At 66.3% G+C, this 25,269-nt stretch carries 22 protein-coding genes; 11 read left to right on the top strand and 11 right to left on the bottom strand.

All coding sequences use genetic code 11. The features are described from left to right. Nucleotides 1–38: 38 nt before the first annotated feature. On the top strand, nucleotides 39–1,535 hold the full coding sequence (gene rpoN / locus U1707_RS12620) for an RNA polymerase factor sigma-54 (protein WP_332800398.1): 1,497 nt from the start codon (nucleotides 39–41) through the stop codon (nucleotides 1,533–1,535). A 14-nt stretch (nucleotides 1,536–1,549) separates the two neighbouring features. Here the strand turns inward: rpoN and U1707_RS12615 are convergent, their stop codons facing one another. Continuing rightward, complete coding sequence (locus tag U1707_RS12615) at nucleotides 1,550–2,548, bottom strand: ligase-associated DNA damage response exonuclease (protein ID WP_332800397.1); 999 nt, start codon at nucleotides 2,546–2,548, stop codon at nucleotides 1,550–1,552. Between the two features lie 364 nt (nucleotides 2,549–2,912). Then, on the bottom strand, nucleotides 2,913–3,518 hold the full coding sequence (locus U1707_RS12610) for a hypothetical protein (protein ID WP_332800396.1): 606 nt from the start codon (nucleotides 3,516–3,518) through the stop codon (nucleotides 2,913–2,915). A gap of 83 nt (nucleotides 3,519–3,601) precedes the next feature. Between U1707_RS12610 and U1707_RS12605 the strand changes: the two genes are divergently transcribed. The 3 genes from U1707_RS12605 (at nucleotide 3,602) to U1707_RS12595 (ending at nucleotide 8,699) form a co-directional block, all read left to right on the top strand. After that, a complete protein-coding gene (locus tag U1707_RS12605; protein ID WP_332800395.1) occupies nucleotides 3,602–6,034 on the top strand; it encodes a ligase-associated DNA damage response DEXH box helicase in 2,433 nt (810 codons plus the stop codon). A 227-nt stretch (nucleotides 6,035–6,261) separates the two neighbouring features. After that, nucleotides 6,262–7,245 carry an aspartyl protease family protein gene (locus U1707_RS12600; RefSeq protein WP_332800394.1) on the top strand — a complete coding sequence of 328 codons (984 nt, stop codon included), beginning with the start codon at nucleotides 6,262–6,264 and terminating at the stop codon, nucleotides 7,243–7,245. 56 nt (nucleotides 7,246–7,301) lie between these two features. Further along, nucleotides 7,302–8,699 (top strand): M20/M25/M40 family metallo-hydrolase, encoded by a 1,398-nt coding sequence (locus tag U1707_RS12595; protein ID WP_332800393.1) that lies wholly within the window; start codon nucleotides 7,302–7,304, stop codon nucleotides 8,697–8,699. A gap of 162 nt (nucleotides 8,700–8,861) precedes the next feature. On the opposite strand, the gene U1707_RS12590 is transcribed toward U1707_RS12595, so the two are convergent. Beyond that, nucleotides 8,862–10,847 (bottom strand): potassium transporter Kup, encoded by a 1,986-nt coding sequence (locus tag U1707_RS12590; RefSeq protein WP_332800392.1) that lies wholly within the window; start codon nucleotides 10,845–10,847, stop codon nucleotides 8,862–8,864. Nucleotides 10,848–10,971: 124 nt separating this feature from the next. Here U1707_RS12590 and pdeM point away from each other — a divergent pair, with 124 nt between their 5' ends. Continuing rightward, nucleotides 10,972–11,634: a ligase-associated DNA damage response endonuclease PdeM gene (gene pdeM / locus U1707_RS12585; protein WP_332800391.1), complete on the top strand. Its 663-nt coding sequence runs from the start codon at nucleotides 10,972–10,974 to the stop codon at nucleotides 11,632–11,634. 156 nt (nucleotides 11,635–11,790) lie between these two features. Here the strand turns inward: pdeM and msrA are convergent, their stop codons facing one another. The 4 genes from msrA to pabB form a co-directional block, all read right to left on the bottom strand. Further along, nucleotides 11,791–12,450, bottom strand: a complete 660-nt coding sequence (gene msrA, locus U1707_RS12580) for a peptide-methionine (S)-S-oxide reductase MsrA (protein WP_332800390.1) — start codon at nucleotides 12,448–12,450, stop codon at nucleotides 11,791–11,793. Nucleotides 12,451–12,499: 49 nt separating this feature from the next. After that, on the bottom strand, nucleotides 12,500–12,649 hold the full coding sequence (locus tag U1707_RS12575) for a hypothetical protein (RefSeq protein ID WP_332800389.1): 150 nt from the start codon (nucleotides 12,647–12,649) through the stop codon (nucleotides 12,500–12,502). Nucleotides 12,650–12,859: 210 nt separating this feature from the next. Continuing rightward, complete coding sequence (locus U1707_RS12570) at nucleotides 12,860–14,059, bottom strand: pyridoxal phosphate-dependent aminotransferase (protein WP_332800388.1); 1,200 nt, start codon at nucleotides 14,057–14,059, stop codon at nucleotides 12,860–12,862. Nucleotides 14,060–14,109: 50 nt separating this feature from the next. Next, nucleotides 14,110–15,882: an aminodeoxychorismate synthase component I gene (gene pabB / locus U1707_RS12565; RefSeq protein ID WP_332800506.1), complete on the bottom strand. Its 1,773-nt coding sequence runs from the start codon at nucleotides 15,880–15,882 to the stop codon at nucleotides 14,110–14,112. An 80-nt stretch (nucleotides 15,883–15,962) separates the two neighbouring features. Between pabB and U1707_RS12560 the strand changes: the two genes are divergently transcribed. After that, nucleotides 15,963–16,631, top strand: coding sequence for an MBL fold metallo-hydrolase (locus U1707_RS12560; RefSeq protein WP_332800387.1), 669 nt, complete (start codon nucleotides 15,963–15,965; stop codon nucleotides 16,629–16,631). 253 nt (nucleotides 16,632–16,884) lie between these two features. Here the strand turns inward: U1707_RS12560 and U1707_RS12555 are convergent, their stop codons facing one another. Further along, entirely contained in the window at nucleotides 16,885–18,510 is a 1,626-nt protein-coding gene (locus U1707_RS12555; protein ID WP_332800386.1) for a M28 family metallopeptidase, read from the bottom strand. Further along, nucleotides 18,507–18,950, bottom strand: coding sequence for an MAPEG family protein (locus tag U1707_RS12550; RefSeq protein ID WP_332800385.1), 444 nt, complete (start codon nucleotides 18,948–18,950; stop codon nucleotides 18,507–18,509). The genes U1707_RS12555 and U1707_RS12550 overlap by 4 nt, the downstream gene beginning before the upstream one ends. A gap of 225 nt (nucleotides 18,951–19,175) precedes the next feature. Here U1707_RS12550 and rpmF point away from each other — a divergent pair, with 225 nt between their 5' ends. From rpmF to U1707_RS12525, 5 genes are all read left to right on the top strand, one after another. Then, nucleotides 19,176–19,355 (top strand): 50S ribosomal protein L32, encoded by a 180-nt coding sequence (rpmF, locus tag U1707_RS12545; RefSeq protein ID WP_128455117.1) that lies wholly within the window; start codon nucleotides 19,176–19,178, stop codon nucleotides 19,353–19,355. 35 nt (nucleotides 19,356–19,390) lie between these two features. Then, on the top strand, nucleotides 19,391–20,419 hold the full coding sequence (gene plsX, locus U1707_RS12540; protein WP_332800384.1) for a phosphate acyltransferase PlsX: 1,029 nt from the start codon (nucleotides 19,391–19,393) through the stop codon (nucleotides 20,417–20,419). Next, nucleotides 20,416–21,384: a beta-ketoacyl-ACP synthase III gene (locus tag U1707_RS12535; RefSeq protein ID WP_332800383.1), complete on the top strand. Its 969-nt coding sequence runs from the start codon at nucleotides 20,416–20,418 to the stop codon at nucleotides 21,382–21,384. The genes plsX and U1707_RS12535 overlap by 4 nt, the downstream gene beginning before the upstream one ends. Nucleotides 21,385–21,483: 99 nt before the next feature. Beyond that, nucleotides 21,484–21,780: an integration host factor subunit alpha gene (locus tag U1707_RS12530; protein WP_056054848.1), complete on the top strand. Its 297-nt coding sequence runs from the start codon at nucleotides 21,484–21,486 to the stop codon at nucleotides 21,778–21,780. Between the two features lie 8 nt (nucleotides 21,781–21,788). After that, entirely contained in the window at nucleotides 21,789–22,175 is a 387-nt protein-coding gene (locus U1707_RS12525; protein ID WP_332800382.1) for a MerR family transcriptional regulator, read from the top strand. Nucleotides 22,176–22,278: 103 nt separating this feature from the next. Here the strand turns inward: U1707_RS12525 and U1707_RS12520 are convergent, their stop codons facing one another. Together U1707_RS12520 and U1707_RS12515 are read right to left on the bottom strand one after the other, a co-directional pair. Beyond that, nucleotides 22,279–23,847: a peptide chain release factor 3 gene (locus tag U1707_RS12520; RefSeq protein WP_332800381.1), complete on the bottom strand. Its 1,569-nt coding sequence runs from the start codon at nucleotides 23,845–23,847 to the stop codon at nucleotides 22,279–22,281. A gap of 359 nt (nucleotides 23,848–24,206) precedes the next feature. After that, nucleotides 24,207–25,088, bottom strand: a complete 882-nt coding sequence (locus U1707_RS12515; RefSeq protein WP_332800380.1) for an aldose 1-epimerase family protein — start codon at nucleotides 25,086–25,088, stop codon at nucleotides 24,207–24,209. Between the last annotated feature and the right edge of the window lie 181 nt (nucleotides 25,089–25,269).

The following is a 25,269-nucleotide window of genomic DNA, read 5'->3' as shown; positions in this document are numbered from 1 at the left end:
TTGCCTCGACGTCGCTCAGCACGAACGGACGGGGTGTCATGAGCCTCGCTCCTCGTCTGGACATCCGCCAGTCGCAGTCGCTGGTAATGACGCCGCAGCTGCAGCAGGCGATCAAGCTGCTGGCGCTGTCGAACCTGGAGATTGAGGGGTTCATCGCCGAGGAAGTCGAGCGCAACCCGCTGCTCGAAGCCAGCGCCGCCGAGGACAGCGACGCGCCCGACCGCGAGCCCGTTCCGGAGGTGCGCGACGAACGCGTCGCCGCCGACGACCTCGTGGCGGGTGCCGGCGGAGGCGACGAACCCGCACTCGACGTCGACTACGCCACCGAAAGCCACCAGCAGGACAGCGTCGCTGACGGCGGCAGCGGTATGGACGGCGCTCTCTCGATGACCGGCGCGAGTGCGGGGGGCGCGGGTGGCGAGGACGGTCCCGATCTCGACGCCTTCGCCAATACCAGTCTCAGCCTAGCCGATCATCTGCTCGCTCAGGCCGGGCCGGCAATTCCATACGACGACGCGTTCATCGCCGCGCACCTGATCGACCAGATCGACGAGGCGGGATACCTGACCGTGTCGTTGCTCGACATCGCCAGCCGGCTTGGCGTGCCGCTGATCCGCGTCGAGCGTGTGCTGGCGACCATCCAGACCTTCGACCCGACCGGAGTCGGCGCGCGCGATCTTGCGGAATGCCTCGCGTTGCAGGCGAAGGAGGCGGACCGCTACGATCCGTGCATGGCGCGGCTGATCGACAATCTCGACCTGCTGGCGCGGGGCGAACTCTCGCGGCTCAAACGCATGTGCGACGTCGACGACGAGGATATGGCCGACATGATCCGCGAACTGCGCGGCTATGATCCGAAGCCGGGGTGCCGGTATGGTGGCGAACCCGCGCAATCGGTGACGCCCGACCTGTTCGTTGCGCGCACCAAGGCGGGCTGGGCGATCGAGATCAACGCGACTACCCTGCCTCGGGTGCTGGTCAACCGCAGCTATTACACCGAATTGTCGGGCGGGCAGCAGGACAAGGCGTCGAAGGCGTGGCTGTCGGACTGCCTCGCCAGCGCGAACTGGCTGGTGAAGGCGCTCGACCAGCGCCAGCGGACGATCATCAAGGTCGCGACCGAGATCGTGAAACAGCAGGAGGCGTTCTTCCTGAAAGGCGTCGCGCATCTCCGCCCGCTGACGTTGCGCCAGGTGGCGGACGCGATCGAGATGCACGAATCGACCGTCAGCCGCGTGACGAGCAACAAATACGTCTCGTGCGCGCGCGGGCTGTACGAACTGAAATACTTCTTCACGAGCGCGATCCAGTCGGCGGACGGCGGCGAGGCGGTGTCGGCACAGGCAGTGAAGTCTGCGATCCGCGCGCTGATCGATACCGAGGGCGCCAAGATCCTGTCGGACGACACGCTGGTCGACCTGCTCAACGCCAAGGGCTTCGACATCGCGCGACGCACGGTCGCGAAGTACCGCGAGGCGCTGGGGATCGGGAGTTCGGTCCAGCGCCGCCGGGCGCGGACGCTCGAAGGCGCTTGAGCCGCGCGCGCGGATCAGTCGTCCTCGTCTTCGAACCCGACAAGAGCGAGCGCACGCGCCTTGATCTGGCGGGTCATGCACCAGTGGACCAGTGCGTCCTCGCGGCCGTGCGTGACCCACACCTCCCGAGGCGCGATTTCCGTCAACGTGGCGATAAGTTCGTCCCAGTCGGCGTGATCGCTGAGGATCAGCGGCAGTTCGACGTTCTTCTGGCGTGCCCGGCCGCGCACGCGCATCCAGCCGCTCGCCATCGCAGTGATCGGATCGGGCAGACGCCGTGACCAGCGATCGTTGAGCGCGCCCGGCGGGCATATCACGACATGACCCGCCATGTCCGCCTTCTTCGCGTCGGCGACCGGGAGCAGTTCGCCGAGCCGCACGCCGTGCTCGGCATACAGGTCGCACAGTCGCTGGAGCGCGCCGTGGATGTAGATCGGGGCCTCATGGCCGCGCTCGCGTAGTTCGGCGATCACGCGCTGCGCCTTGCCGAGCGCGTAGGCGCCGACGACGACGCAGCGGTCGGGATTGCCGTGCAAGGCAGCGATCAGCTTGTCGATCTCGTCGCCGGTGTCGGGATGGCGGAAGACCGGCAGGCCGAAGGTCGCCTCGGTGATGAAGACGTCGCATTTGACGGGCTCGAACGGCGTGCAGGTCGGGTCCGCGCGGCGTTTGTAATCACCTGAAACGACGATCCGTTCGCCGCGGTAATCGAGCACGATCTGCGCGGAGCCGAGCACATGGCCGGCGGGGACGAAGCCGATGTCGACCTCGCCCATCCGAATCGTCTCGCCGTAAGCGACCGGATTGCCGGCTTGCGGACCGTAGCGCGCATCCATGATCGCGAGCGTTTCGGGCGTGGCCCAGACGGCTTTGTGGCCACCGCGCGCGTGATCGGCGTGTCCGTGGGTGACGAGCGCCTTGGCAGTCGGGATCGACGGATCGATCCACGCGTCGATCGGCTTGACGAGGATGCCGTGCGGGTGCGGTTCGAGCCAGTCGCCGAGTTTTGCCATGGTGTGAGTAACGCGTGACCCTGGGATGCGGTGCCGTGACACTCTGCGCGGGCGTAGTGCCGTGACCGATGTCTTCGTCATGCCGGACTGGTTCCGGCATCCACGGTTCCGCGGAATCGAGAGGGGTGAGATCGCGGAACGGTGGACCCCGGAACGAGTCCGGGGTGACGGGGTGTTGGTGGGCGCGCCCCCTGTTCGAGACGAGCCTGAATTGAGGCGGCATTGCCGTCGTGGAGCCGTCTCGCTGCCAAACGATCCTCCCTCGCCAGGGGGGGACGGAGGGGGGGCACGGGACCGAGGTTTCGCGTGCCGCCCCCTCCGTCTGGCAAGCGCCAGCCACCTCCCCCTGGCGGGGGAGGATCAGTTACCGCCGCCCGCCGACCTTGATCGTTGCTAGGATCGCATCCATCCGCGCCGCCGCGACCGCCTGGGGCGGTGCGTTGCGGCTGGCGGGGGCACCCGCCTTCACCGCGTACGTGACGCGGTCGATCGCGTAGCAGGCGCCGTTTATGACGCTGCGGAAGTTGGTCGCGCTTACCTGCTGGCTCATGCCGGCATCGCCGTTGGTGTAGACGGTCCAGCGATGGCCGCCGAGCATCCGGTTCGGCAGGCGCTTGGCACTCCCCGAGACCATGCCCGCGGTGCCGCAGGTCGCGACCACGCCTGCGCTGCGGCTGAAACCGACCTGGACCAGTTCGGTCACCTGCCCCTGCCCGTCGGTCGGCCGGGCGACTTCCCAGAAGCGGACGATGCCGACGCCGCGCCCGACCGGCGCGGCGTCCCACATCTGTCGCCAGCCGCGGTTCATCAGTGCACGACCCGCAAAGTTGCGCGTCGGCGTCAGGCTTGAGGCATAGGACAGTCGGACGATACCGCCGCCGCCGACGAACGACTTGTTGGCGGCAGTGGCATTGGCGAAGGGCAGGAGTGCGAGCAACGGCAGGGGTAGGAGATAACGAAAAAGCGACACCAATGGTCTTTCACAACAGAGCTTTGGCCAAAGTGGCGGTCGTTCCGCACACGATCCATAGCGGTGCGGTGCGGCGCCCCCATATGACGACGATGCGTGAACAGGCCGTGAGCGACCTCCCCTCCCCGTTGGAAAACTGGTTTGCCACGCGGGGTTGGCGACCGCGGCGGCATCAACTGGAGATGCTGGCCGAGGGGCGTGCGGGGCATCATGCGCTGCTGGTGGCGGCGACCGGCGCGGGGAAGACGCTTGCTGGGTTCCTGCCGACGCTTGCCGAACTGATCGAGGCGCCCACAAACGGCCTGCACACGCTTTACGTCTCGCCGTTGAAAGCGCTCGCGGTCGACGTGCAGCGCAACCTGCTGACGCCGATCGACGAGATGGGCGTCGACATCCGCGTCGAGACCCGCACCGGCGACACCCCGTCCGACCGCAAGGCGCGGCAAAGGATCAAGCCGCCGCAGATCCTGCTGACGACTCCTGAATCGCTGTCCTTGCTACTGAGCTACCCCGACAGCATCACGATGTTCGAGAACCTCCGCACGATCGTCGTCGACGAGGTGCATGCGTTTGCGACCGGCAAGCGCGGCGACCTGTTGTCGCTGTGCATGGCGCGGCTCCAGAAGATTTCGCCGGGGATGCGCCGCGTCGCCTTGTCGGCAACGGTAGCGGACGCGGACGGCTATCGCGCGTGGCTCGCGCCCGACGGCGATATCGACCAGGTCGCGATGGTCCGCGGCGAGCCCGGCGCGGACCCCAACATCGCGATCCTGCTGCCCGAGGGGCGCGTGCCGTGGTCGGGCCATTCGGGCCGCTACGCCGCCGCGCAGGTGATGGCCGAGATCGAGGCGCACGAGACCTCGATCGTGTTCTGCAACACGCGCAGCCTCGCCGAGCTGATCTTCCAGGATCTGTGGAAGGTGAACGCGAACAACTTGCCCATCGGCGTCCATCACGGGAGCTTGGCGAAGGAGGCGCGCCGGAAAGTCGAGAACGCGATGGCCGAGGGGAAACTGCGCGCGCTGGTCGCGACGTCGAGCCTCGACCTGGGGGTCGACTGGGGCAATGTCGATTGCGTAATCCAGATGGGCGCGCCGAAAGGATCGTCGCGGCTGTTGCAGCGGATCGGCCGCGCCAACCACCGGCTCGATGAATCGTCCGAGGCGACCATCGTGCCGGGCAATCGCTTCGAATATCTCGAGGCGCGCGCAGCGCTCGACGCGGTCGAGGTAGGCGAACTCGATTCGGACATCTTCCGCGTCGGAGCGCTCGACGTGCTCGCGCAGCATGTAATGGCATGTGCGTGCGCGGCGCCGTTCCGCGAGGCCGACCTGCTCGACGAGATTCGCTCCTCGCTCCCCTATTCCGCGCTGCCGACCGTGACGTTCGAACGCGTGCTGCATTTCATCAGCGACGGCGGCTATTCGCTGAAGGCGTATGACCGGTTCAAGCGGCTGACCAAGGACGCGGATGGGACGTGGCGGGTGAGCCACCCGAAGTTCATCGGCCAGCATCGGCTGAATGCAGGCATCATCGTCGAGGCGACGATGCTCAACGTGCGGTTCGGCAATGGCCGCGTGCTCGGCCGCGTCGAGGAGGCATTCGCCGCGCAGCTGAGCCACGGCGATACGTTCTTCTTCGCCGGGTTGAGCTTAGAGGTGATGAAGATCGACCTCGAGGATCTGGTGGTGCGTGCGACGTCGAAGCCTGCGCGGATCCCGACCTATGGCGGCAGCCGGATGCCACTGTCGACCAACCTCGCCGACCGCGTCCGCGGGTTTCTGGCGCATCCGGGCGAGTGGGCGCGCTTTCCCGACGACGTCCGCGAATGGCTGGAGATGCAGGCGTATCGATCCGTGATGCCCGAACCTGGCCAGTTGCTGGTCGAGACGTTCCCGCGCGAGGGGCGGCATTACATGGTCGCGTATAGTTTCGAGGGGTGGAACGCGCACCAGTCGCTCGGCATGCTGATCACGCGGCGGATGGAGACGCAGGGGCTGAAACCGCTCGGCTTCGTCGCGAACGACTATGCGCTGGCGGTGTACGGGTTGGAGAAGATCACCGATCCAGCCGCACTGTTCTCGGCGGATATCCTCGAACACGAGTTCGTCGAATGGGTGCAGCAATCGCATCTGTTGAAGCGCGCGTTCCGTGAGGTCGCGGTGATCGGCGGGCTGGTCGAGCGGCAACATCCCGGCAAGCGCAAGACCGGCAAGCAGGTCACGTTCTCGACCGACCTGATCTATGACGTGCTGCGCAAGTACGAGCCGACGCACCTGTTGCTGGAGGCAGCGTGGGCGGATGCGCGCGCGCGGATGACCGACGTGGGGCGGCTCGCGTCGTTGCTCGACCGGGCGGCGGCGACAATGGTGCATGTCGATCTGGAGCGGGTGACGCCACTGGCGGTGCCGGTGCTGACGCTGATCGGGCGGGAGAAGATCTCGACGAACAGTTCGGACGATGCGTTGCTGATCGAGGCGGAGGCGATGATCGCGGATGCGATGCGGCCGGATTGAGCAACCTGAAGTCGACGGCATCCGATCACTACGGAATTCCAAAATTCACCACCCCGGCGAAGGCCGGGGCCCAATTGGAAAGGTGGCCGTAACGAAGCGCTGCCCTCCATTAGCAACGTCCCCCAATTGGGCCCCGGCCTTCGCCGGGGTGGTTGCGTTTGGGCGGGGGCGTTCTTCACTAACAACGACAGTTGCTCCCGCGCGAAATCAGGCGCAGCATTTGCAGCATGTACGAGTGGCTGGCCCCTCTACTGCTAGTCATCGCCGCCCAAGCCAGCGCTCAGGACGCCGCCCCGCCACGCCCCAATGCTGCACCCCTGCCGAGCGCAGCATCTGCAACAGAGCCCGACCCCGCCACGCTCCTGTTCGGTGACGACAAGACCCGCATGACCGTGCCGGTCACGATCGCCGGCGCAGGCCCCTTCCCCTTCATCGTCGATACCGGCGCGCAGCGTACCGTGATCGCGCGCGAGCTTGCCGCCACGCTCGGCCTTGCGCCCGGTCGGATCGTCCGCGTGACCGGCATGACCGGATCGAACAGCATCGGTACCGTCATGATCCCCTCGCTGAAAGTGAGCGTGATCGGCAGCAAGGCGATCGAGGCGCCCGCGATCAGCGCGATCAACCTGGGGGCACGCGGGCTGCTCGGGATCGACACGCTGCAGGATCACGCCGTGACGATCGACTTCGACACCAAGACGATGACCGTCACCCCTTCACGCAAACGTCTGAAGCGCGACCGCGCAGGTCCCGACGAGATCGTCATCCGTGCGCGCAGCTTGTTCGGCCAGCTCGTCGTCACCGACGCTTATTGCAACGGCATCCGCATTCGCGTGATCCTCGATACCGGCACCTCGGTCAGCATGGCCAATGGCGCGCTTCGCCGGAAGGTGACGCGGAAGGGGTTGGGCAGCGCAGCGACGTCGCAGCCCGTGTCGTTGACCGGCGTCACCGGCGAAACGATCGTCGCCGACTACACGACGATCGACCGCGTCACGATCGGCAGCCTGACACTCGGCGACCTACCCGTCGCGTTCACCACGATCGACGCGCCGCCGTTCCGCCAGTTCGGCTTGGCCGCGCGCCCCGCGATGTTGCTCGGGATGGACGTGCTGCAGTTGTTTCGCCGCGTCGACATCGACTTCGCCAATCGCGAGGTGCGGCTGACCTTGCCGCGCGATGCACGCCGTCGCGGCAAGGCGGGCCGCTGAGGTTGCGCAACCGTGCGTTCGCTGCAACTCTTCCCGAGGCAACAAGGGGGACGACGATGCGCGCGACTGGCTGGTTACTCACGGCGGCGATTCTGACGACACCACTCTCGGTACAGGCGCAGTCCCGACCCGACCAGAAGGCGTTCCACGGGCTCTACAAGGAACTGGTCGAGACCAACACGACGCTCTCCGCCGGCAGTTGTACGCAGGCGGCGGCGCAGATCGGCGCGCGGCTGAAGACGGCGGGCTATGCCGATGCCGACATTACCTATTTCTCGGTGCCCGAGCATCCGAAGGACGGCGGGCTCGTCGCGGTGCTGAAGGGATCGGACGCGTCGCTCAAGCCGATGCTGCTGCTCGCGCATCTCGACGTGGTCGAGGCGAAGCGCGAGGATTGGGTGCGCGATCCGTTCAAGCTGATCGAGGAAGGCGGCTATTATTACGCGCGCGGCACCGTCGACGACAAGGCGCAGGCGGCGATCTGGTCCGACGCGATGATCCGCTTCAAGACCGGCGGGTACACGCCGAAGCGGACGATCAAGCTCGCGCTGACCTGCGGCGAGGAGACGACCTTCGCGTGGAACGGCGCGCAGTATCTGGCGAAGGCGAAGCCCGACCTGATCGCGGCCGAGTTCGCGCTGAACGAGGGCGGCGGCGGGCGGCTCGACGACAATGGCAAGCGCCAGTTGCTGGCGATCCAGGTCGGCGAGAAAGCCGCGCAGAACTACACGTTCCTGGCGACCAATCCGGGCGGGCACAGCTCGCAGCCGATCCCTGCCAACGCGATCTACGAACTCGCTGATGCGGTGACGGCCGTGCAGGGATACGAGTTTCCGGTGAAGTTCACCGACACGACCAAAGCGTTCTTTGCGGCGAGCGCCAAGGCGATGCCGGGCGAGATGGGCAGCGCGATCACGCGGCTGCTCGCCAACCCCGAAGACAAGGCGGCGGATGCGATCGTCAGCCGCGACAAGGCGATGCATTCGACGCTGCGGACGACCTGCGTGGCGACGATGCTGAACGCGGGCCATGCCGAGAACGCCTTGCCGCAGCGCGCGACCGCGAACATCAACTGCAGGATCTTTCCGGGGGAGACGGTGGAGGGCACGCTCGCCAAGCTGAAGGAGCTGGCGGGGGCGAAGGTGACCGTGACGGCGAACCAGCCAGTGCGACCGACCGCGATCCCGCCGACGCTGGATCCCAAGATCATGGGTCCGGTGACGAAGGTCGCGGCGAAGCACTTCCCCGGCATTCCGATCCTGCCGCTGATGTCGACCGGCGCGACCGACGGGATCTTCTTCGAGGCGATCGGCATCCCGGTCTACGGCGCGCCGGGAATGTTCATCGACAAGGACATGGGCGGCATGCACGGCCTCAACGAACGCATCCGGGTGGCATCGTTGTATGATGGCCGGGATTACCTGTTCGACCTGGTGAAGGCGTTCGCGGGGTGACCTCTCACATCCCTCTCCCCATCGGGGAGAGGGAGGGAGGAGCCAAAGGCGACGGAAGGGAGAGGGGCGTGAGGCTCGCGACGTGCGTCCCAACGCCCTCTCCCTTCCCACGGCAAGCGCCGCGGGCCCCTTCACTCTCCCCGGAGGGGCGAGGGAGGTTGGTTACACCGTGACCTGTTCGCCTAGCTCAAGCACCTTGCCCGGTGGGATCTTCAGGAAGTCGGTCGGGTCGCTCGCGTTGCGCTGCAGGAACAGAAAGATCCGGTCCTGCCACGGCGGCATTCCCTTTTCCGCATCGGGCTTCAGCGTGTTGCGGCCGATGAAGAACGAGGTCCGCATCGGGTCCAGTCCAAGCTGCTCGGTCTTGTTGCCGACGCCGAGATCACGCGGGACATCGGGCGATTCCATGAAGCCGTAGGTCAGCACGACGATCGAGAAATTCTCGTCGACACGCTCGACCTTGGCGCGCTGCGATTCCTCGACGAACGGCCGATCCGCGGTGCGGATGCTACAGATCAGGTTGCGCTCGTGGAGCACCTTGTTGTGCTTGAGGTTGTGCAGCAGCGCGCCGGGCGTCGCGTGCGGGTTGGCGGTCAGGAACACCGCGGTCCCCGACACTCGCTCCGGCGGCCGCTTCTCCAGCGCCGAGGCGAGATCGCTCAGCGGGATGCTCTGGCGCTTTTCGAACGCGCTGACGATCTTCTTGCCGCGCACCCAGGTGAAGATGATCAGCCCGATCGACGCGGCGATGACCAGCGGCACCCAGCCCCCTTCGATCACGCGCAGGATGTTCGCGCCGAAGAAGATCAGGTCGAGCGTCAGGAACGGCAGGATCGCCGCCAGTGCGAACGGGCGCGACCAGTTCCAGCGGTGACGGACGACGATGTAGGCCAGCAACGTAGTGACCACCATCGTGCCGGTCACCGCGATGCCGTAGGCGGCCGCCATCGCCGACGACGTCTTGAACTGGATCACCAGCACCAGCACGCCGATTAGCAACAGCCAGTTGATCGCAGGCAGGTAGATCTGCCCGGCGAACACGGCGGACGTCTGGCGGATGCGCAGGCGGGGGAGCAGGCCGAGCTGAATCGCCTGCTGCGTCAGGCTGAATGCGCCGGTGATGACCGCCTGGCTGGCGATGACGGTCGCGAACCCAGCCAAGATGATCAGCGCGGGGCGCAACGGTTCGGGCGCCATCAGGAAGAACCAGTCCTGGTTCACGAACGGGATGCCCTGGCGCGCCGCATCCTCGAGCTTGGAAAGCGCGAACGCCCCCTGCCCCAGATAGTTGAGCGCGAGTGCGGGGAAAACGAGGAAGAACCAGCCGATGCGGATCGGCAGCTTGCCGAAATGGCCCATATCCGCGGTCAGCGCTTCCGCGCCGGTGACCGTCAGGAAGACAGCGCCCAGCACGAACAGCCCGGTGACGCCGTGCGTGGCGAGAAACGAGACGCCGTACGTCGGCAGGAACACGCGGACGATCGAGGGTTCGTCGGCGATGTGCCAGATGCCCAGCGCGCCGATCGCCACGAACCACAGAATGCAGACCGGGCCGAACAGCTTGGACACCTGCGCCGTGCCGCGCGCCTGGATCATGAACAGCGCGATCAGGATAACGATCGTCAGCGCACGGACGACGCCCTCGTTGAAGATATGCGCCGCGCTCGGGATCGTCCGCAGCCCCTCCATCGCGGACAGTACCGACAGCGCGGGCGTGATGATCGCATCGCCGTAGAACAGCGAAGCCCCCGCTGCGCCGAGCACGATCGCGATCTTAGAGCGCATCCCAAGCGCACGGCGGGCAAGCGCTGCCAGCGCCAGCACGCCGCCTTCGCCCTGGTTGTCGGCGCGCATCAGGAAGATGACGTATTTGACGGTGACGACGAGGAACAGCGACCACAGCGCGAGGCTCAGGACGCCTAGAATTTCGCTCGGATCGATGCCGCCGGCGGTCGTCTGGCCCAGCGCCTCGCGGAACGCGTAGAGCGGGCTGGTGCCGATATCGCCGAACACCACGCCGATCGCGCCCACGGTAAGTGCAGCCAGCGCCGGATGCGGGTGCAGGTGCGCCGCCGACAGGTTGGCGCCCGAATCAGCAAGCGTTTCGGGCACTGCGGCAGTTTGGGGTGTTCCGGCTACCGACGACATGGCGCGAGACGCGCTCCTCTTGGAGGGACGGCGCGCTTTACGCCGATTGCAGGCATGTGCAAGTCCCGGCGGTCTTGGCGGATGGCCGCTTGATTCGGCGCGGCGGGGGCGGCATGGCGGGCGGATGGTTCCCTTTTCGTTCGGCGGACATGCGCTTCTGGCGTTGGCGCAAGGCGCGCTGTTCTGGCCGGAGCGGCGCGCCCTGCTGGTCGCCGACCTGCATTTCGAGAAAGCGAGCTGGTTTGCCAAGCGTGGCCAGATGCTGCCACCCTATGATTCGATCGCGACATTGGCCGATCTCACCGCGCTCGTCGCGGCGACCGGGGCGCGCGAAGTCTGGTGTCTCGGCGACAGCTTCCACGACAGCGACGGGTGCGAGCGATTGCCCAAACGGGCGCAGGACATGCTGCGGGCAATGACTGACGGCACGCGCTGGACGTGGATCACGGGCAATCACGATCCGGCAATCCTCGATCGGTGCGGTGGAGAGGTCGTGGACGAGGCCGTCGTCGACGGGCTTGTGCTGCGGCACGAGGCGGACCGGGCGGAGACGCGGCCGGAACTGTCAGGGCATTTCCATCCCAAGCTTCGGTTGCGCGTGCGGGGGAAACAGGTGGCGCGCCGGTGTTTCGTGGCGACCACGACGAAGCTGATCTTGCCGGCGTTCGGGTCGCTGACCGGCGGGCTGGACGTAGACCATCCGGAGATCGTCCGGGCGGTGGGGGTTGGCGCGGAGGCTATGGTGCCGGTGGCGGACCGGATGCTGCGGTTTCCGGTTGCAGCCTGACGTTTGTCGCCGCGCAAGTTGGTAAACCACCACCCCGGCGGAGGCCGGGGTCCAATTGCGGGCGGCGTATAACGGAGGTTCGTCCGCCGTTACTTTGACCTTTCCAATTGGGCCCCGGCCTTCGCCGGGGTGGTGGCAATCCGGAGAAGGTCGCCCTCAGCTAGAAATCGTCGGGAAGGCCGCGCGGAACGCGGCGAGTTTCGGTTTGTCCCACATCACGATGTACGGATGCGTCGGATTGCGATCGAAGAAATTCTGGTGGTACGCCTCGGCCGGATAGAAGGCGCCGGTCTCCAGCTTCGTCACGATCGGTCCGGAAAACGCACGCGTGGCACCGAGTTGCGCGATATACGCACGTGCCACTTGCGCCTGTGACGGCGACTGAGGGAAGATCGCCGAACGATAGCTGGTGCCGCTGTCCGGGCCCTGGCGGTTCAACGTCGTCGGATCATGCGCAATCGAAAAATACACGCGGAGCAGCGTGCCGTAGCTCACGACGCGGGGGTCGTAGGCGATCTTGATCGCCTCGGCATGCTTTGTGGTCTCGGCGGAAACCTGATCGTAGGTCGCCGTCGCCTTGGTGCCGCCGGCATAGCCCGCCGTGACGGCCTTCACGCCCTTCACATGCTCGAACACGGCTTCCATCGTCCAGAAACAGCCGCCCGCCAGTACCGCGGTCTGGAGACCCGGTGATGCGGGAAGGTCGGTCTTGACGGGAGGGATGACGACGGCGCGGGCGCCCTGCGCGGTGCCGGTGGACATGAATGCACCGGCGATACCGAGGGCAACGAGCGTGGCGAGGATCGGCTTTTTCATGTGTAGATACATGGGGTTGCCACTCTACTTCGCCAAGCCGTCGTCGCGGTTATCGCGCGGGGGCGGAGACGGTGTGCTCGAAATGACTGGCGAAGGTCTGACGCGCCTCCGCGGGCTGCAGGGCCAGTAAGCCGATGGCGCCAAGGACGAAACCGCCGCTGAACTGCCAGAAGAAACTCGACTTTACGATACTGCGCATGATGCGATCCCAATGAAACCAGATGATGGCGCCAACCGGATAGGTCAGCGTCAGCTACGTACCGGCATGTCGTAGAGATGCCGGCTAACCACAATGTCGTTTTTAGAAACTCTCGATTAACGCGCCGTGGCCGATGCGTTCATCGTACAGCAGGCATGCCCCGGCAGGGTTGCCGGAGAATGTCGCCGCGTGTCCCGGATGTTGCCGGCGTTATTTCAGCGCGGCGCACGCCGTCTGGATCCGCGTGCAAGCCTCGCGCAGCAACGCGTCGGACGTCGCATAGCTAATCCGGAACGCCGGCGAGAGGCCGAACGCGGCGCCCTGCACGACAGCCACCTTGGCGTCGTCGAGGAGATAGCCGACCATCGCCTCGTCGGTGTCGATCAGGCGGCCGTTCGGCGTCGTCTTGCCGATCAGCTCGGCGAACGAGGGGTAGACGTAGAACGCCCCCTCCGGCGTCGGGCAGTGCATGCCGTCGATCTCGTTGAGCATCGACACGACCAGGTCGCGGCGCCCCTGGAACGCCGTGTTGCGCTTGGCGAGGAACGACTGGTCGCCGTTCAGCGCCGCCACCGCCGCCGCCTGCGCGATCGAGCACGGGTTCGAGGTCGACTGCGACTGGAGCTTGGCCATCGCCTTGATCAGCCACGCCGCGCCGCCCGCATACCCGATCCGCCAGCCGGTCATCGCATAGGCCTTCGAACAGCCGTTGACGGTCAGCGTGCGCTCGAACAGCTCGGGGCAGGCTTCCGCGATCGTCGCGAACTTGAAACCGTCATAGACGATGTGCTCGTACATATCGTCCGCGAAGATCCACACATGCGGATGCCTGGCCAGCACCGCGCCGAGCGCCTTCAGCTCGTCGATCGTGTAGCCGGCGCCGGTCGGGTTCGACGGCGAGTTGAGGATCACCCACTTGGTCTTCGGCGTGATCGCCGCGTCGAGCGCGGCGGGATCGAGCTTGTAGCCGACCTCAGGGCCCGCCTTGACGATGACGGGCACGCCGCCCGCGAACTGGACGACGTCGGGATAGCTGACCCAATAGGGCGCAGGGATGACGACCTCGTCGCCCGGATCGATCGTCGCGACCATCGCGTTGAACAAGGTGTGCTTGCCGCCGACGTTCACGCTGATCTGGTCGGTGGTGTAGGTGAGGCCGTTGTCGCGCGCGAACTTGGCGACGATCGCCTGCTTCAGCTCGATCGTGCCGTCGACGTTGGTGTATTTGGTCTTGCCGTCGCGGATCGCCTGGATCGCGGCCTCTTTCACGAAGTCCGGCGTGTCGAAATCGGGTTCACCCGCACCGAGGCCGATCACGTCGACGCCTGCGCGCTTCAGTTCGAGAACGCGCGACGTGATCGCGAGCGTCGGCGAGGGGCTGATGCGGCCGAGCGCGGCGGATGCGTGCATGGTGTAACCTTTGCGGTTGTCCGCGAACGTCGCCGCGGAAATCGCGCGGGCTATACGCCGTGGCTGCCCGATTTCGCAACCGCAACGATGGCCGGAATCAGCCCACGAACCGCATTTCCGACATAGAACCCACCTGCGAGGTCGGCACGGGTGACAGGCGCTTCGGTCGCCTGACCCGATTCGAGCAGCTCGGCGCGGAGTATGCCCGGCAACAGGCCCGAAAACTGGCTGCGCCGTAGCGGCGGCGTCACGAGGCCCCCGCCGCGCGGCACGAACAGCGACGTGAAGCTGCCTTCGGTCAGGAACCCGTCGGCATCCTCGAACACGACTTCGAACGTGCCAGCCGCCTTGCGCGCTTCGTCGTAGAAGCCGCGTGCACTCGTCTTGTGGCACAGGCGGAAGTCGGTGGCGGGCACTGGCAGCGGCACGATCGCGACGCTCGCTTGCGCTGGCGATTGTGGGAGCGGCGCCGCTTCGATCGCGATCGCGCCGGACGGGCTGAGCAGCAGGCGGACTCGCCGAGGCCCACGCAACCGGAACGTCGCTGCCTGGAGCTCGTTGCGCGCGGTGTGCCGGTCGAAGGTGAAGCCAAGGGCTTCGGCGCTCGCCTTCATTCGCGCGAGATGCGCTTCGAGGCGGGCCAAGCCGTCGTCGGGATCGAACGCCATCGTCTCTATGAGGTCGAAGCGGCGCTGGCCGGCAGTGACGAACGCGCCCTTGGCGTGGCATTCGTCCCATTCCGCGTCGCCGACGCTGTCCGCGACGATGCCCGAACCGAGACTCATCGTCGCCGCGCCGTCCTCGATCGCGATCGTGCGGATCGCCACGTTGAAGATCGCATCGCCGTTCGCGTCGAGGCGACCGATCGCGCCGGTGTAGATGCCGCGGGTGCGCGCCTGCTCGACCTCGGCGATGACCTCCATCGCGCGTTGTTTCGGCGCGCCGGTGATCGAGCCGCACGGGAACAGCGCGGCGAGCGCGTCGACCGCGTCGCAATGGGGCTTGAGCGTCGCGGTGACGGTCGAGGTCATCTGGTGGACGGTCGGATACGTCTCGACGGTGAACAGATCGGGGACGGCGACGTGGGTTGCGACGCGCGACAAGTCGTTGCGCATCAGGTCGACGATCATCAGGTTTTCGGCGCGCTGCTTCGGGTCCGACGCGAGGTCTTCAGCGATTGCGCGGTCGGCGTCGGGCGTCTCGCCTCGCGGCGCGGTGCCCTTCATCGGGCGGCAGGTGAGCGTGGCGCCGTCGAGCCCGAAGAAGAGTTCGGGGGAGAGCGACAGGAAGCGTGTCTCGCCGGTGTCGATCAGCGCGCCATAGCCCGCCCCCGCCTGGCGCCGCAGCCGGGCGTAGAGCGCGAGGGGGTCGCCGACGAACGGTACGGTGGCGGCGAAGGTCAGGTTGGCCTGATAGATGTCGCCCGCGGCGATCAGGCCGAGCACCCGCGCAAGGCGCGTGTCGTAGGTCTCCCGGTCGATCAGCGGTCGTGGCGCACCGGTCCACACCCCCGCGGGGTCGGGGAGCAAGGCGGCAACGTCTTCGGGCGCGATCGTCTGGTACTCGGCGAACAGGCCGAACCACAACAACGGGCCTTCGCCGCGGACGTCGAGCGGCTTCGAGGCGAACGCCGCGCCCGCCTCGTAGGTAAGGTATCCGGCGGCGTGCAGCCCGGTCGCACGGGCATCCCGGAGCGCGTCGAGCGCGGGGCGGACATCGGGAATCGTATCGGCCCGGACGATCCGAACCGGGTCGCGGTACAATCGCGCCGGGGCTCCTGCCGCACGGGCATCATCGAGCAACACGTAGGGCGCGGTCCACATCGGCTTCACTGTTGCACGGGGCACGGGGTAAACCGCAAGCGGCGATTGCTCCAACCGGCGCGCTATCCTATTTCAGCGGCATGACAAATCCAGCCACTCCGCCCTTACGCGCCGCGATCGTGCCGGTGACGCCGATCCAGCAGAATTGCACGATACTCTGGTGCACCGCGACGATGAAGGCGGCGGTGATCGATCCGGGTGGCGATCTGCCGCGGATCATGGCGGCGGTCGAACAGGCCGGCGTGACGGTCGAGAAAATCCTGCTGACGCATGGGCATATCGATCATGCCGGCGGTGCCAAGCGGCTTTCGAACGATCTGGGCGTGCCGATCGAGGGCCCGCACGAGGCGGACCGGTTCTGGTTGCAGCGGCTCGACCAGGACGGGCCGAAGTACGGGATTTCCGGCGTCAATTTCGAGCCGGATCGGTGGTTGGTCGAAGGCGATACGGTGTCGGTCGGCGACCTCGTGCTCGACGTCTACGAGACCCCGGGGCATACCGAGGGGCACGTGATCTTCCACCACGCGCCGTCGAAGTTCGCGCAGGTTGGGGATGTGTTGTTCCAGGGGTCGGTCGGGCGATCCGACATGCCTGGGGGGAATCACCAGGTGCTGGTGAAGTCGATCGTCGAGAAATTGTGGCCGCTGGGGAGCGATACGAGTTTCATTCCGGGGCATGGTCCGGCGAGCACGTTTGCGCATGAGCGGGCGAACAACATGTTCGTGAGCGATCGGGCGCTGGCGGCATAGGGGTAGTTCCCGCCTTCCTGTCCCCTCGCGAACGCGGGGGTCCAGGATACCGAGCGGTAGCGCTTGTAACTCTGGGCTCCTGCCTTCGCGGGAGAACGAGAAGAAGCAACGTCACCCTCCCAATCACTCCACCCCGGCGGAGGCCGGGGCCCAGTTGGGGGACGGAGTTTGGCGTAGGCCGCGCTCTGTTACAGTGACCTTTCCAATTGGGCCCCGGCCTTCGCCGGGGTGGTTACCGGCGTGGGGGAAGGACCTACTTCCGCTCGCCCGCAGTCTCAGCCCGCACCGACTTGAACTCCGACCCGTCGCGCCATTCCGGCCACGACCGACTGTTCGCCAGCTTCGTCCCGATCGACTGGAACAGTCCGACATCCTGCGCCGCACCACGCAGATCCCAGTCCGCGGCCCAGGCGTCGCAGGTCTGGTGGTAGCATTTCATATAGCCATCGAGCCAAGCCTGCCCCGCAGTCCGGCCGCCCGTCACCAGGTCGGGGGCGCCGCTGATCGCCATCAGCAGCAACGTCGGCACGCCACGTCGCGCGACCGAGAAATGGTCGGCGCGGTAGAACAGCCCGCGTTCGGGAAGGGCTTCGGGGGTTACGACGCGGCCTTGTGCCTTCGCCGCATCGCCCAGCATGTCCTCGAGGATGTTCTGGCCAGCGCCGACGAGCATCACGTCCTTCGAGGGGCCTGCCGTCTGAAGGATGTCGAGCGTCAGGTTGGCGACCGTCTTCGCAGACGGATAGACCGGGTTCACCGCATAGGTTTCCGAGCCGAGCAGCCCCCGCTCCTCGCCGCTCCACAGCGCAAAGACGAGGCTGCGGTCGGTGCTGGGGGCCTTGGCGAAGGTGCGGGCGAGTTCGAGAACGCCGGCCACGCCGAGGCCATCGTCGTTCGCGCCAGGCCGGATCGTGCGGCCGTGCGCGTCGGGGGCGCCGATGCCGTACGCGTCCCAGTGCGCGCCGAACATCACGACCTCGTCCGCGTGCTTCGTCCCCGGCAGTTTCGCCAACACGTTCTGGCTTACGGCGGTGTCGTGTCTCACTGGCAAATCGGTGGTGAACGCCTGCTTCAGAGCCATGGGACGGAAGTCGCTCCGCCGCGCCGCCTTGCGCAACGTTGCTAGATCCAGGCCCGAGGCGGCGAACAACTGGGTCGCGGCACCGCCCTCCAGCCAGCCCTGCAGCATCACCCGCGACTCGGGGTCCTTCCGCACGATGTCATAATTCTCGCCGGCCGGTGCTGTTACCGTGCTCCAGCCGTAACCCGCGCCCGCCGTGTCGTGGACGATCAGCGCGCCAACCGCGCCACGTCGCGCGGCTTCTTCGTATTTGTATGTCCAGCGGCCGTAATAGGTCATCCGGCGATCGCCGAACTTGCCCTTCGAATCATCGCCCGCGACCGCTTCGAAATCGGGATCGTTTACGAGGAACACCGCGACCTTGCCCTTCAGGTCGAGCCCCTTGAAGTCGTCCCAGCCGCGCTCGGGTGCGCTGACGCCGTAACCTACGAACACCATCGGCGCGTTCGCGATCGCAACGCGGTCGACGCCCCGGACCGTGCTGAGATAGACGTCGCGGCCCTGCATCAGCGCGGTGTCCCCGGCGCTGACGGTGCCGGAGCCCATCCGGGTGTGGACGAGCGGCACGGGTTGCGTCCAGCTGCCGTTCGGCCCGCCGGGTTGCGCCTTCATCGCCTTGAACTGCGCGATCAGCCAGGCGATCGTCTTGGTCTCGCCGGGCGTTCCCGGTGCGCGGCCCTCGAACGAGTCGGAGGCGAGTGTCTTTACGTCGGCGGACAAACGCTCGGGCGAGACCTGCGCGACGGCAGGGGACGCGGCCAGCAGAGTGATCGCGGTGAGCAGGCGAAGCGCGCTCATGCCCGACCGCCCGACGGCACGACCTGGAAGGTCTTCGCAGCCGGCACCGTGTTGGCCTGATACGCGATTGTCAGCGCCCACCCTGCAAGCAACGCCATCAACGCCCAGGTCGCCAGCGCGCCGCCGGCCCGCGGCAGACTCGACGTCGTCTTGTCCATCCCGAACGCGTGCGCGATTCGCGAGATCACGAACACCGCGCCGGCGATCCACAGCCACAGCGTCGATCCACCGGCAAGTTCGATCAGTCCGATCAGGATCAGGATGAACGGCGCGTATTCGGTGAAGTTGGCATGCGCGCGCATCCGCGCCTGCAAGCGCTGGTTACCGTCGTCGCCGATCAGCACGCTCTCCTTCAATCGCATCGGCACGATTCGGAAGGCGAGCCACAGATTGACGATCGCCGCCGCAGCGGCGATCGTCAGCGTCACGGGTAATATCACGGCGTTGCCCCTCGTTCAGTGTCGGATCGGGTCCTGCCACTCGCGACGAATGGTTGCAACGCGGGGGCGAAAGCTTGCAACGCGGGACGAAATCGCTATAGCGCCACGCTTCGCGAGCGTCAGGCCGCATGGGTTGCTTCAGGCGGCCGGCATTCATGTCGGTTGCCGAGTTCCGTGTCCGGGCGTACTCAGAGCCCCGACCTTTAGATTGAACAAGGTGCCGAAATGGCCGTCCCCAAAAGAAAAACCTCGCCCTCCAAGCGCGGCATGCGCCGTGGCCACGACTCGCTCACGATCGCGTCGTTCCAGGAATGCCCGAACTGCGGCGAGTTGAAGCGCCCGCACAACCTCTGCGGCTCGTGCGGCCATTACAATGGTCGTGAAATCCTCTCGGTCGAGGGTTGAGGTCGCAAGCCTCTAACTTGAACGAAGGATAGCGAATGCCCGACAGCGGCTGGATCGCGGTCGATGCGATGGGTGGCGATGACGGGTTGGCAGTGATGCTCGCCGGTGTTGCCCTTGCGCGTCATCAATTCGAGGGCATGCGCTTCCTGCTGGTCGGCGATGAAGTTGCGATTCGCGAGGGGCTGAAGGCTCATCCGAACCTGTCGCAGCATTCGGAGATCGTCCACGCACCGGAAGTCGTCGGGTCGAGCGAAAAGCCGACCCAGGCGATCAGGCGCGCCAAGAAGACGTCGATGGGCATCGCGATCGACCTGGTGAAACAGGGTCGCGCCGCCGCTGCAGTGTCGTCGGGTAACACCGGCGCACTGATGGCGATGGCGAAGCTGTCGCTGCGGATGCTACCCGGAATCGACCGGCCGGCGCTCGCGGCGCGGTTGCCGACGCTCGGCGACACCGACATGGTCATGCTCGATCTCGGCGCAAACACCGAGTGCGACGCGCGTAACCTCGTCCAGTTCGCGATCATGGGCGCCGCCTATGCCCGCGCCGCACTCGACATTCCGCACCCCCGTGTCGCGCTGCTGAATATTGGCAGCGAGGACATGAAGGGTACCGACGAAATTCGCGATGCGGCGGCCCAGCTGCGTGCGACCCCGGCGGTCGACATGCAGTTCAACGGCTTCATCGAAGGCGATCGCTTGTCGCGCGGTGAAGTCGACGTGGTCGTGTGCGACGGATTCTCGGGCAATATCGCGCTGAAGACCGCCGAGGGCACCGCTCGATTCGTCGCCGACCTCCTAAAGCGCGCCTTCCGCAGTTCGGTCCGCTCGAAACTCGGCTTCCTGATCTCGCGCCCGGCGACCGAATTGCTGCGCGATCACCTCGATCCCAACAATCACAATGGCGCGGTCTTCTTGGGACTCAACGGTATCGTCGTGAAGAGCCACGGTGGCGCGACAGATCGCGGCGTCGCGACCGCGATCGGCAATGCCGCCAAGATGGTCCGCAACGATCTGATCCGGCGCATCGCCGACGATCTCGGCAACGTGGAGAAGGCGGCATGATCCGTTCGGTCGTCATCGGCACCGGTTCTGCCCTGCCCGCGCGCCGCGTTTCCAACGCCGAGCTCGCGGAGCAGGTCGACACCAGCGACGAGTGGATCGTCGAGCGCACCGGCATCCGCTTCCGTCACATCGCCGGCGAAGACGAGACGACCGCGACGCTCGCCGCCGACGCGTGCCGCGCTGCTTTGACCGCCGCCGGTATCGAGGCGCAGGACATCGATCTGATCGTGCTCGCCACCGCGACACCCGACCAGACTTTCCCCGCCAGCGCCACCAAGGTGCAGGCGATGCTCGGCATCAACGACTGCGTGGCGTTCGACGTCGCTGCGGTCTGCTCTGGCTTCCTGTATGCGGTGCAGGTCGTCGACAGCATGATCCGCAGCGATGTCGCCAAGCGTGCGCTTGTGATCGGCGCGGAGACATTCAGCCGCATCCTCGACTGGGAAGACCGGACGACCTGCGTGCTGTTTGGCGACGGTGCCGGGGCGATCGTGCTGGAGGCGCAGGACACCGCCGACGACGGCGGTCGCGGCATCCTGACGACCAAGTTGCACGCCGATGGCCGCCACAATGACCTTCTCTACGTCGACGGCGGCGTCTCGACGACCGGCACCGTCGGCAAGCTCCGCATGAAGGGCCGTGAGGTGTTCCGCCACGCGGTGACCAACCTGGCGTCGGTCATGACGGAGTCGCTGGCGCTAGCCGGGCTCGACGCGGACCAAGTCGATTGGGTCGTCCCGCATCAGGCGAACGCCCGTATTCTCGACGCGACCGCACGCAAACTCGGCCTGCCGCCGGAGAAGGTCGTGGTCACCGTCGACCAGCATGCCAACACTTCCGCAGCCTCCGTACCGCTCGCGCTGGACGTCGCGGTGCGGGACGGACGTGTCCGACAAGGGCAGATCGTCGTGCTAGAGGCGATGGGCGGCGGGTTCACCTGGGGCGCTGCGGTTATCCGCTTCTAATCTCTGACGAAACGGGTTGGGACGCTTGTAGAACAAAAGTTCTTCCGGTCGCCGACGCGCTTGTGTAGGAGGTGCGCCGAGTGTGGGAGCTTGTAGATCATGACGACGGGTACTTTGACACGAGCCGACTTGGCTGAATCCCTCCATAAGGAGGTTGGGCTATCACGCTCGGATTCCTCCAAGATCGTCGAGCAGATACTGACCGAGATGTGCGGGGCGCTGTCGCAGGGCGAGAACGTCAAGATTTCGGGGTTCGGAACGTTCGTGCTCCGCGACAAGGGCGAGCGCGTCGGTCGCAATCCCAAGACCGGCATCGAAGTGCCGATCGCGCCCCGCCGCGTGCTGACCTTCCGTGCAAGCCAGATGATGCGTGAGCGCATCGTCGAGGCAGACTGACCGACACGATGCACGATGCTGACGACGCACTGCCGAATGCCGGGGGGCAGAAGGCCAGTGCGGCGTTTCGGACGATCGGCGAACTGTCGCGCGACACCGGCTTGCCGCAACACATCCTGCGCTATTGGGAAACTCGCTTTCCCCAGCTGAAACCGCTGCAACGTGCAGGCAACCGGCGCTATTATCGCGCCGAGGATGTCGCGCTGGTTCGCCGCATCGACCAGTATCTGAACCGCGAAGGCTATACCGTCCGCGGGGTCCAGAAGTTACTGGCGACCGAGAAGGGCGCGCCCGCGATCCCCGGACCGGGCGAGATCGTCGCGCAGGCCGAGTCGTCGATAACCGCGTTGCGCGCTATCCGCGATATGCTTGCCGAGGCGCTCGCGGCGGACTGAAGCCCCGTCACCCCGGACTTGTTCCGGGGTCCACGGTGCCGCACGCTCACGTCTCTCAATTGTGAGGAACGATGCCGGAACGAGCCCGGCATGACGGGGGCGTCTACCGTTCGCGCGTGGCGGCGAAGCGGATTTTGGCGTAGCGCTCGGCGATGTAGTTCACTTCCCATGCGCTTTTGGCGAGGAAGACGGGGTTGCCGTCGCGGTCCTTGGCCATCGCGCCGCGGTTGATCTCGGCGAAAGCCTTCAGTTCCAGCGGGTCTTCCGCCGAAATCCAGCGCGCGGTCTCGTACGGCGCAGGTTCGAGCCCCGCCGCGACCTTGTATTCCGCATCGAGACGCGAGAGCAGCACTTCGAGCTGGAGCTGCCCGACCACGCCGATGATCCAGTTCGAGCCGATATCGGGATAGAAGACCTGCGTCACCCCCTCCTCGGCCATGTCGTCGAGCGCTTTGCGCAACTGCTTGGTCTTGGTGAAGTCCTTCAGCACGACGCGGCGGAGGATTTCGGGTGCGAAGTTCGGCAGGCCGGTGAAGCGGATCGCGGCCTTTTCGCTGAGCGTGTCGCCGACCCGGAGCGTGCCGTGGTTGGGAATGCCGATGATGTCGCCAGGGAACGCCTCGTCCGCCAGCTCGCGGTTCTGCGCGAAGAACAGGATCGGGGAATGGACCGCAATCGGCTTGCCGTGGCCCGTCGGGGTGAGCTTCATGCCGCGCTTGAACACGCCCGAGCAGAGCCGCATGAACGCGATCCGGTCGCGGTGGTTGGGGTCCATGTTCGCCTGCACCTTGAACACGAAGCCGGCGACTTCGGGCTCGTCCGGCGAGATGGGCGCCGGTTCGGCAGGCTGCGCGCGTGGTGGCGGGGCATAGTCGGCGAGCGCGGCGATCAGTTCGGCGACGCCGAAGTCCTTGAGGGCCGAGCCGAAATAGACCGGGGTCAGGTTGCCCGCGCGATAGGCCTCGGGGTCGAAGCTCGAATAGCCGCCCTGCGCGAGTTCGGCCTCGTCGTTCAGGCGGATCATCGCTTCGGGGCTGAGGATCTTGGCGAGTTCGGGATCGTCGATGCCGGTGAACGGGATCGCCTTGCCCATGAACTCGCGGCTGTCGCCTTCGGGGCGGCTCAGCGTGTTGGCGTAGAGATCGTAGACGCCCTCGAACTCGCCGCCCATGCCGACCGGCCAGCTCATCGGGCAGACGTCGAGCTGGAGCATCTCCGCCACCTCGTCGAGCAGCGAGAACGGATCGCGGCCCTCGCGGTCGACCTTGTTGACGAAGGTGATGATCGGCACGTTGCGCAGGCGGCAGACCTCGAACAGTTTCCGCGTCTGTGGCTCGATGCCCTTGGCGGCGTCGATCACCATCACCGCCGAGTCGACCGCGGTCAGCGTGCGGTACGTGTCTTCGGAGAAGTCTTCGTGGCCTGGCGTGTCGAGCAGGTTGAAGGTGATCCCCTGCCGCTCGAACGTCATCACCGACGAGGTGACCGAGATCCCGCGCTGTTGCTCGATCTTCATCCAGTCGGAGCGGGCGCGGCGGGTCTGGCCGCGCGCCTTCACTTCGCCGGCGAGATGGATCGCGCCGCCGAAGTAGAGGAGCTTCTCGGTCAGCGTGGTCTTGCCGGCATCGGGATGCGAGATGATCGCGAAGGTGCGGCGGGGAAATTGGGTCATGGCGTGGTCCGGGGCGCGAGTTTTTGGCTCGCTTGGAAAAAGAAGGTTAGGCCGGGTTAGGCCAAGATGCAGTCCGCGCCTGGTGCGGCGGGATGCAGTTGGAAAACGCGGCGGGCATGGCGCCGCTCTTGGCAGATGTGGGGCGTGTAGGACAGAGGGGCGTGGAGCGGAGTGCTGTCGCTTTGCTGAGGAACCCGCCTTTCCTATTCGAAGGGAACGCCGGCCTTGCCTGAAGCGGAGCGCTCTCCCCTCCCTGGAAGGGAGGGGTTGGGGGTGGGTGGGTCAGCTTTGGTCGCAGCCGTGCCGTTATGCGGACGCCAACCCACCCCCTGCCCCTCCCTTTCAGGGAGGGGAGAGCGTCAGTGCTCGGCGGCCAGCGTCACGCTCATGGTGATGCTTTTCGTGCCACCCGCAGCGATCTCGAACACGCCGGGTTTGTCGCGATAATCGCCGGTATAGCCTTCGGGGTCGGCGATCCCGTGCCAGGGCTCGACGCAGACATAGGCCGCGCCGGGCTTGGTCCAGATGCCGAGCTTGCGCGTGTCGGGGAAGGCGATCTTCAACTGCGGGCCGATCTTGGCGCCATAGGTGACGGCGTCGGAATGGATCGGGTCCCAGACCAGCGCATCCTTGGCGAACAGCTCGTCGCGCAGGGCGATGACGCGGTCCTCGACCGGCGAGGGGCGCTGGTCGACCGCGATCTGGCCGTCGGGGCTGATCGCCTTCAGCTTGCCGGGTTCGTCGGCGTCGAACGTGATGCGGTGGTCCGCGCGGGGCTCGCCGTACGGCAGCGGCCAAGCGAAGGCGGGGTGGAAGCCGAAGCTAGCCGGCATCGGCGCGTCGGTACGGTTGTGGATGTGCGCCTCGATCGCGAGCGTCGCCCCGTCGAGCGTGAAGACGATGTCGAGTGCGAACGCGAACGGGTAGGCCTTCCGGGTTTCCTCGCTGTCGGTGAGGCGGAAGGTGGCGGAGGTTTCCGACTGCGCGACGACGTCGAACGTCGAATGGCGGGCGAACCCGTGCTTCTGCATCGGGTAGGCCTGGCCGTCGAGGTGGATGACGCCTGCGTTGACGACACCAACGACGGGGAAAAGGATCGGGGCGTGACCGGTCCAGAATGCCGGGTCGGCGTTGGTCATCAACTCGCGGCCATCGGCGTCGTGGAGGTGGGTGAGCTCGGCACCGTGCGGGTTGATCTGCGCGGTGAGGTGGTCGTTGGCGATCGTGATCAGGTCGGTCATGGGGTTCCTTCCGTGAGCCTCAAACGCGCGAGCTTTGAAAACGCTCACCATACTACCCGCGCGCCACCAGCCCGGCGAAGGCCGGGGCCCAATTGGGGGACGTTGCCAACGACGCGCATCGCTCCGTTACACCGGCCTTGCCACTTGGGCCCCGGCCTTCGCCGGGGTGGTGCTTGGGGGA

Source organism: Sphingomonas sandaracina (assembly GCF_036663695.1).
Lineage (GTDB): Bacteria > Pseudomonadota > Alphaproteobacteria > Sphingomonadales > Sphingomonadaceae > Sphingomonas.
The sequence above is the reverse complement of the archived record's forward strand: the minus strand, read 5'-3'. Positions and strand labels throughout refer to the sequence as shown.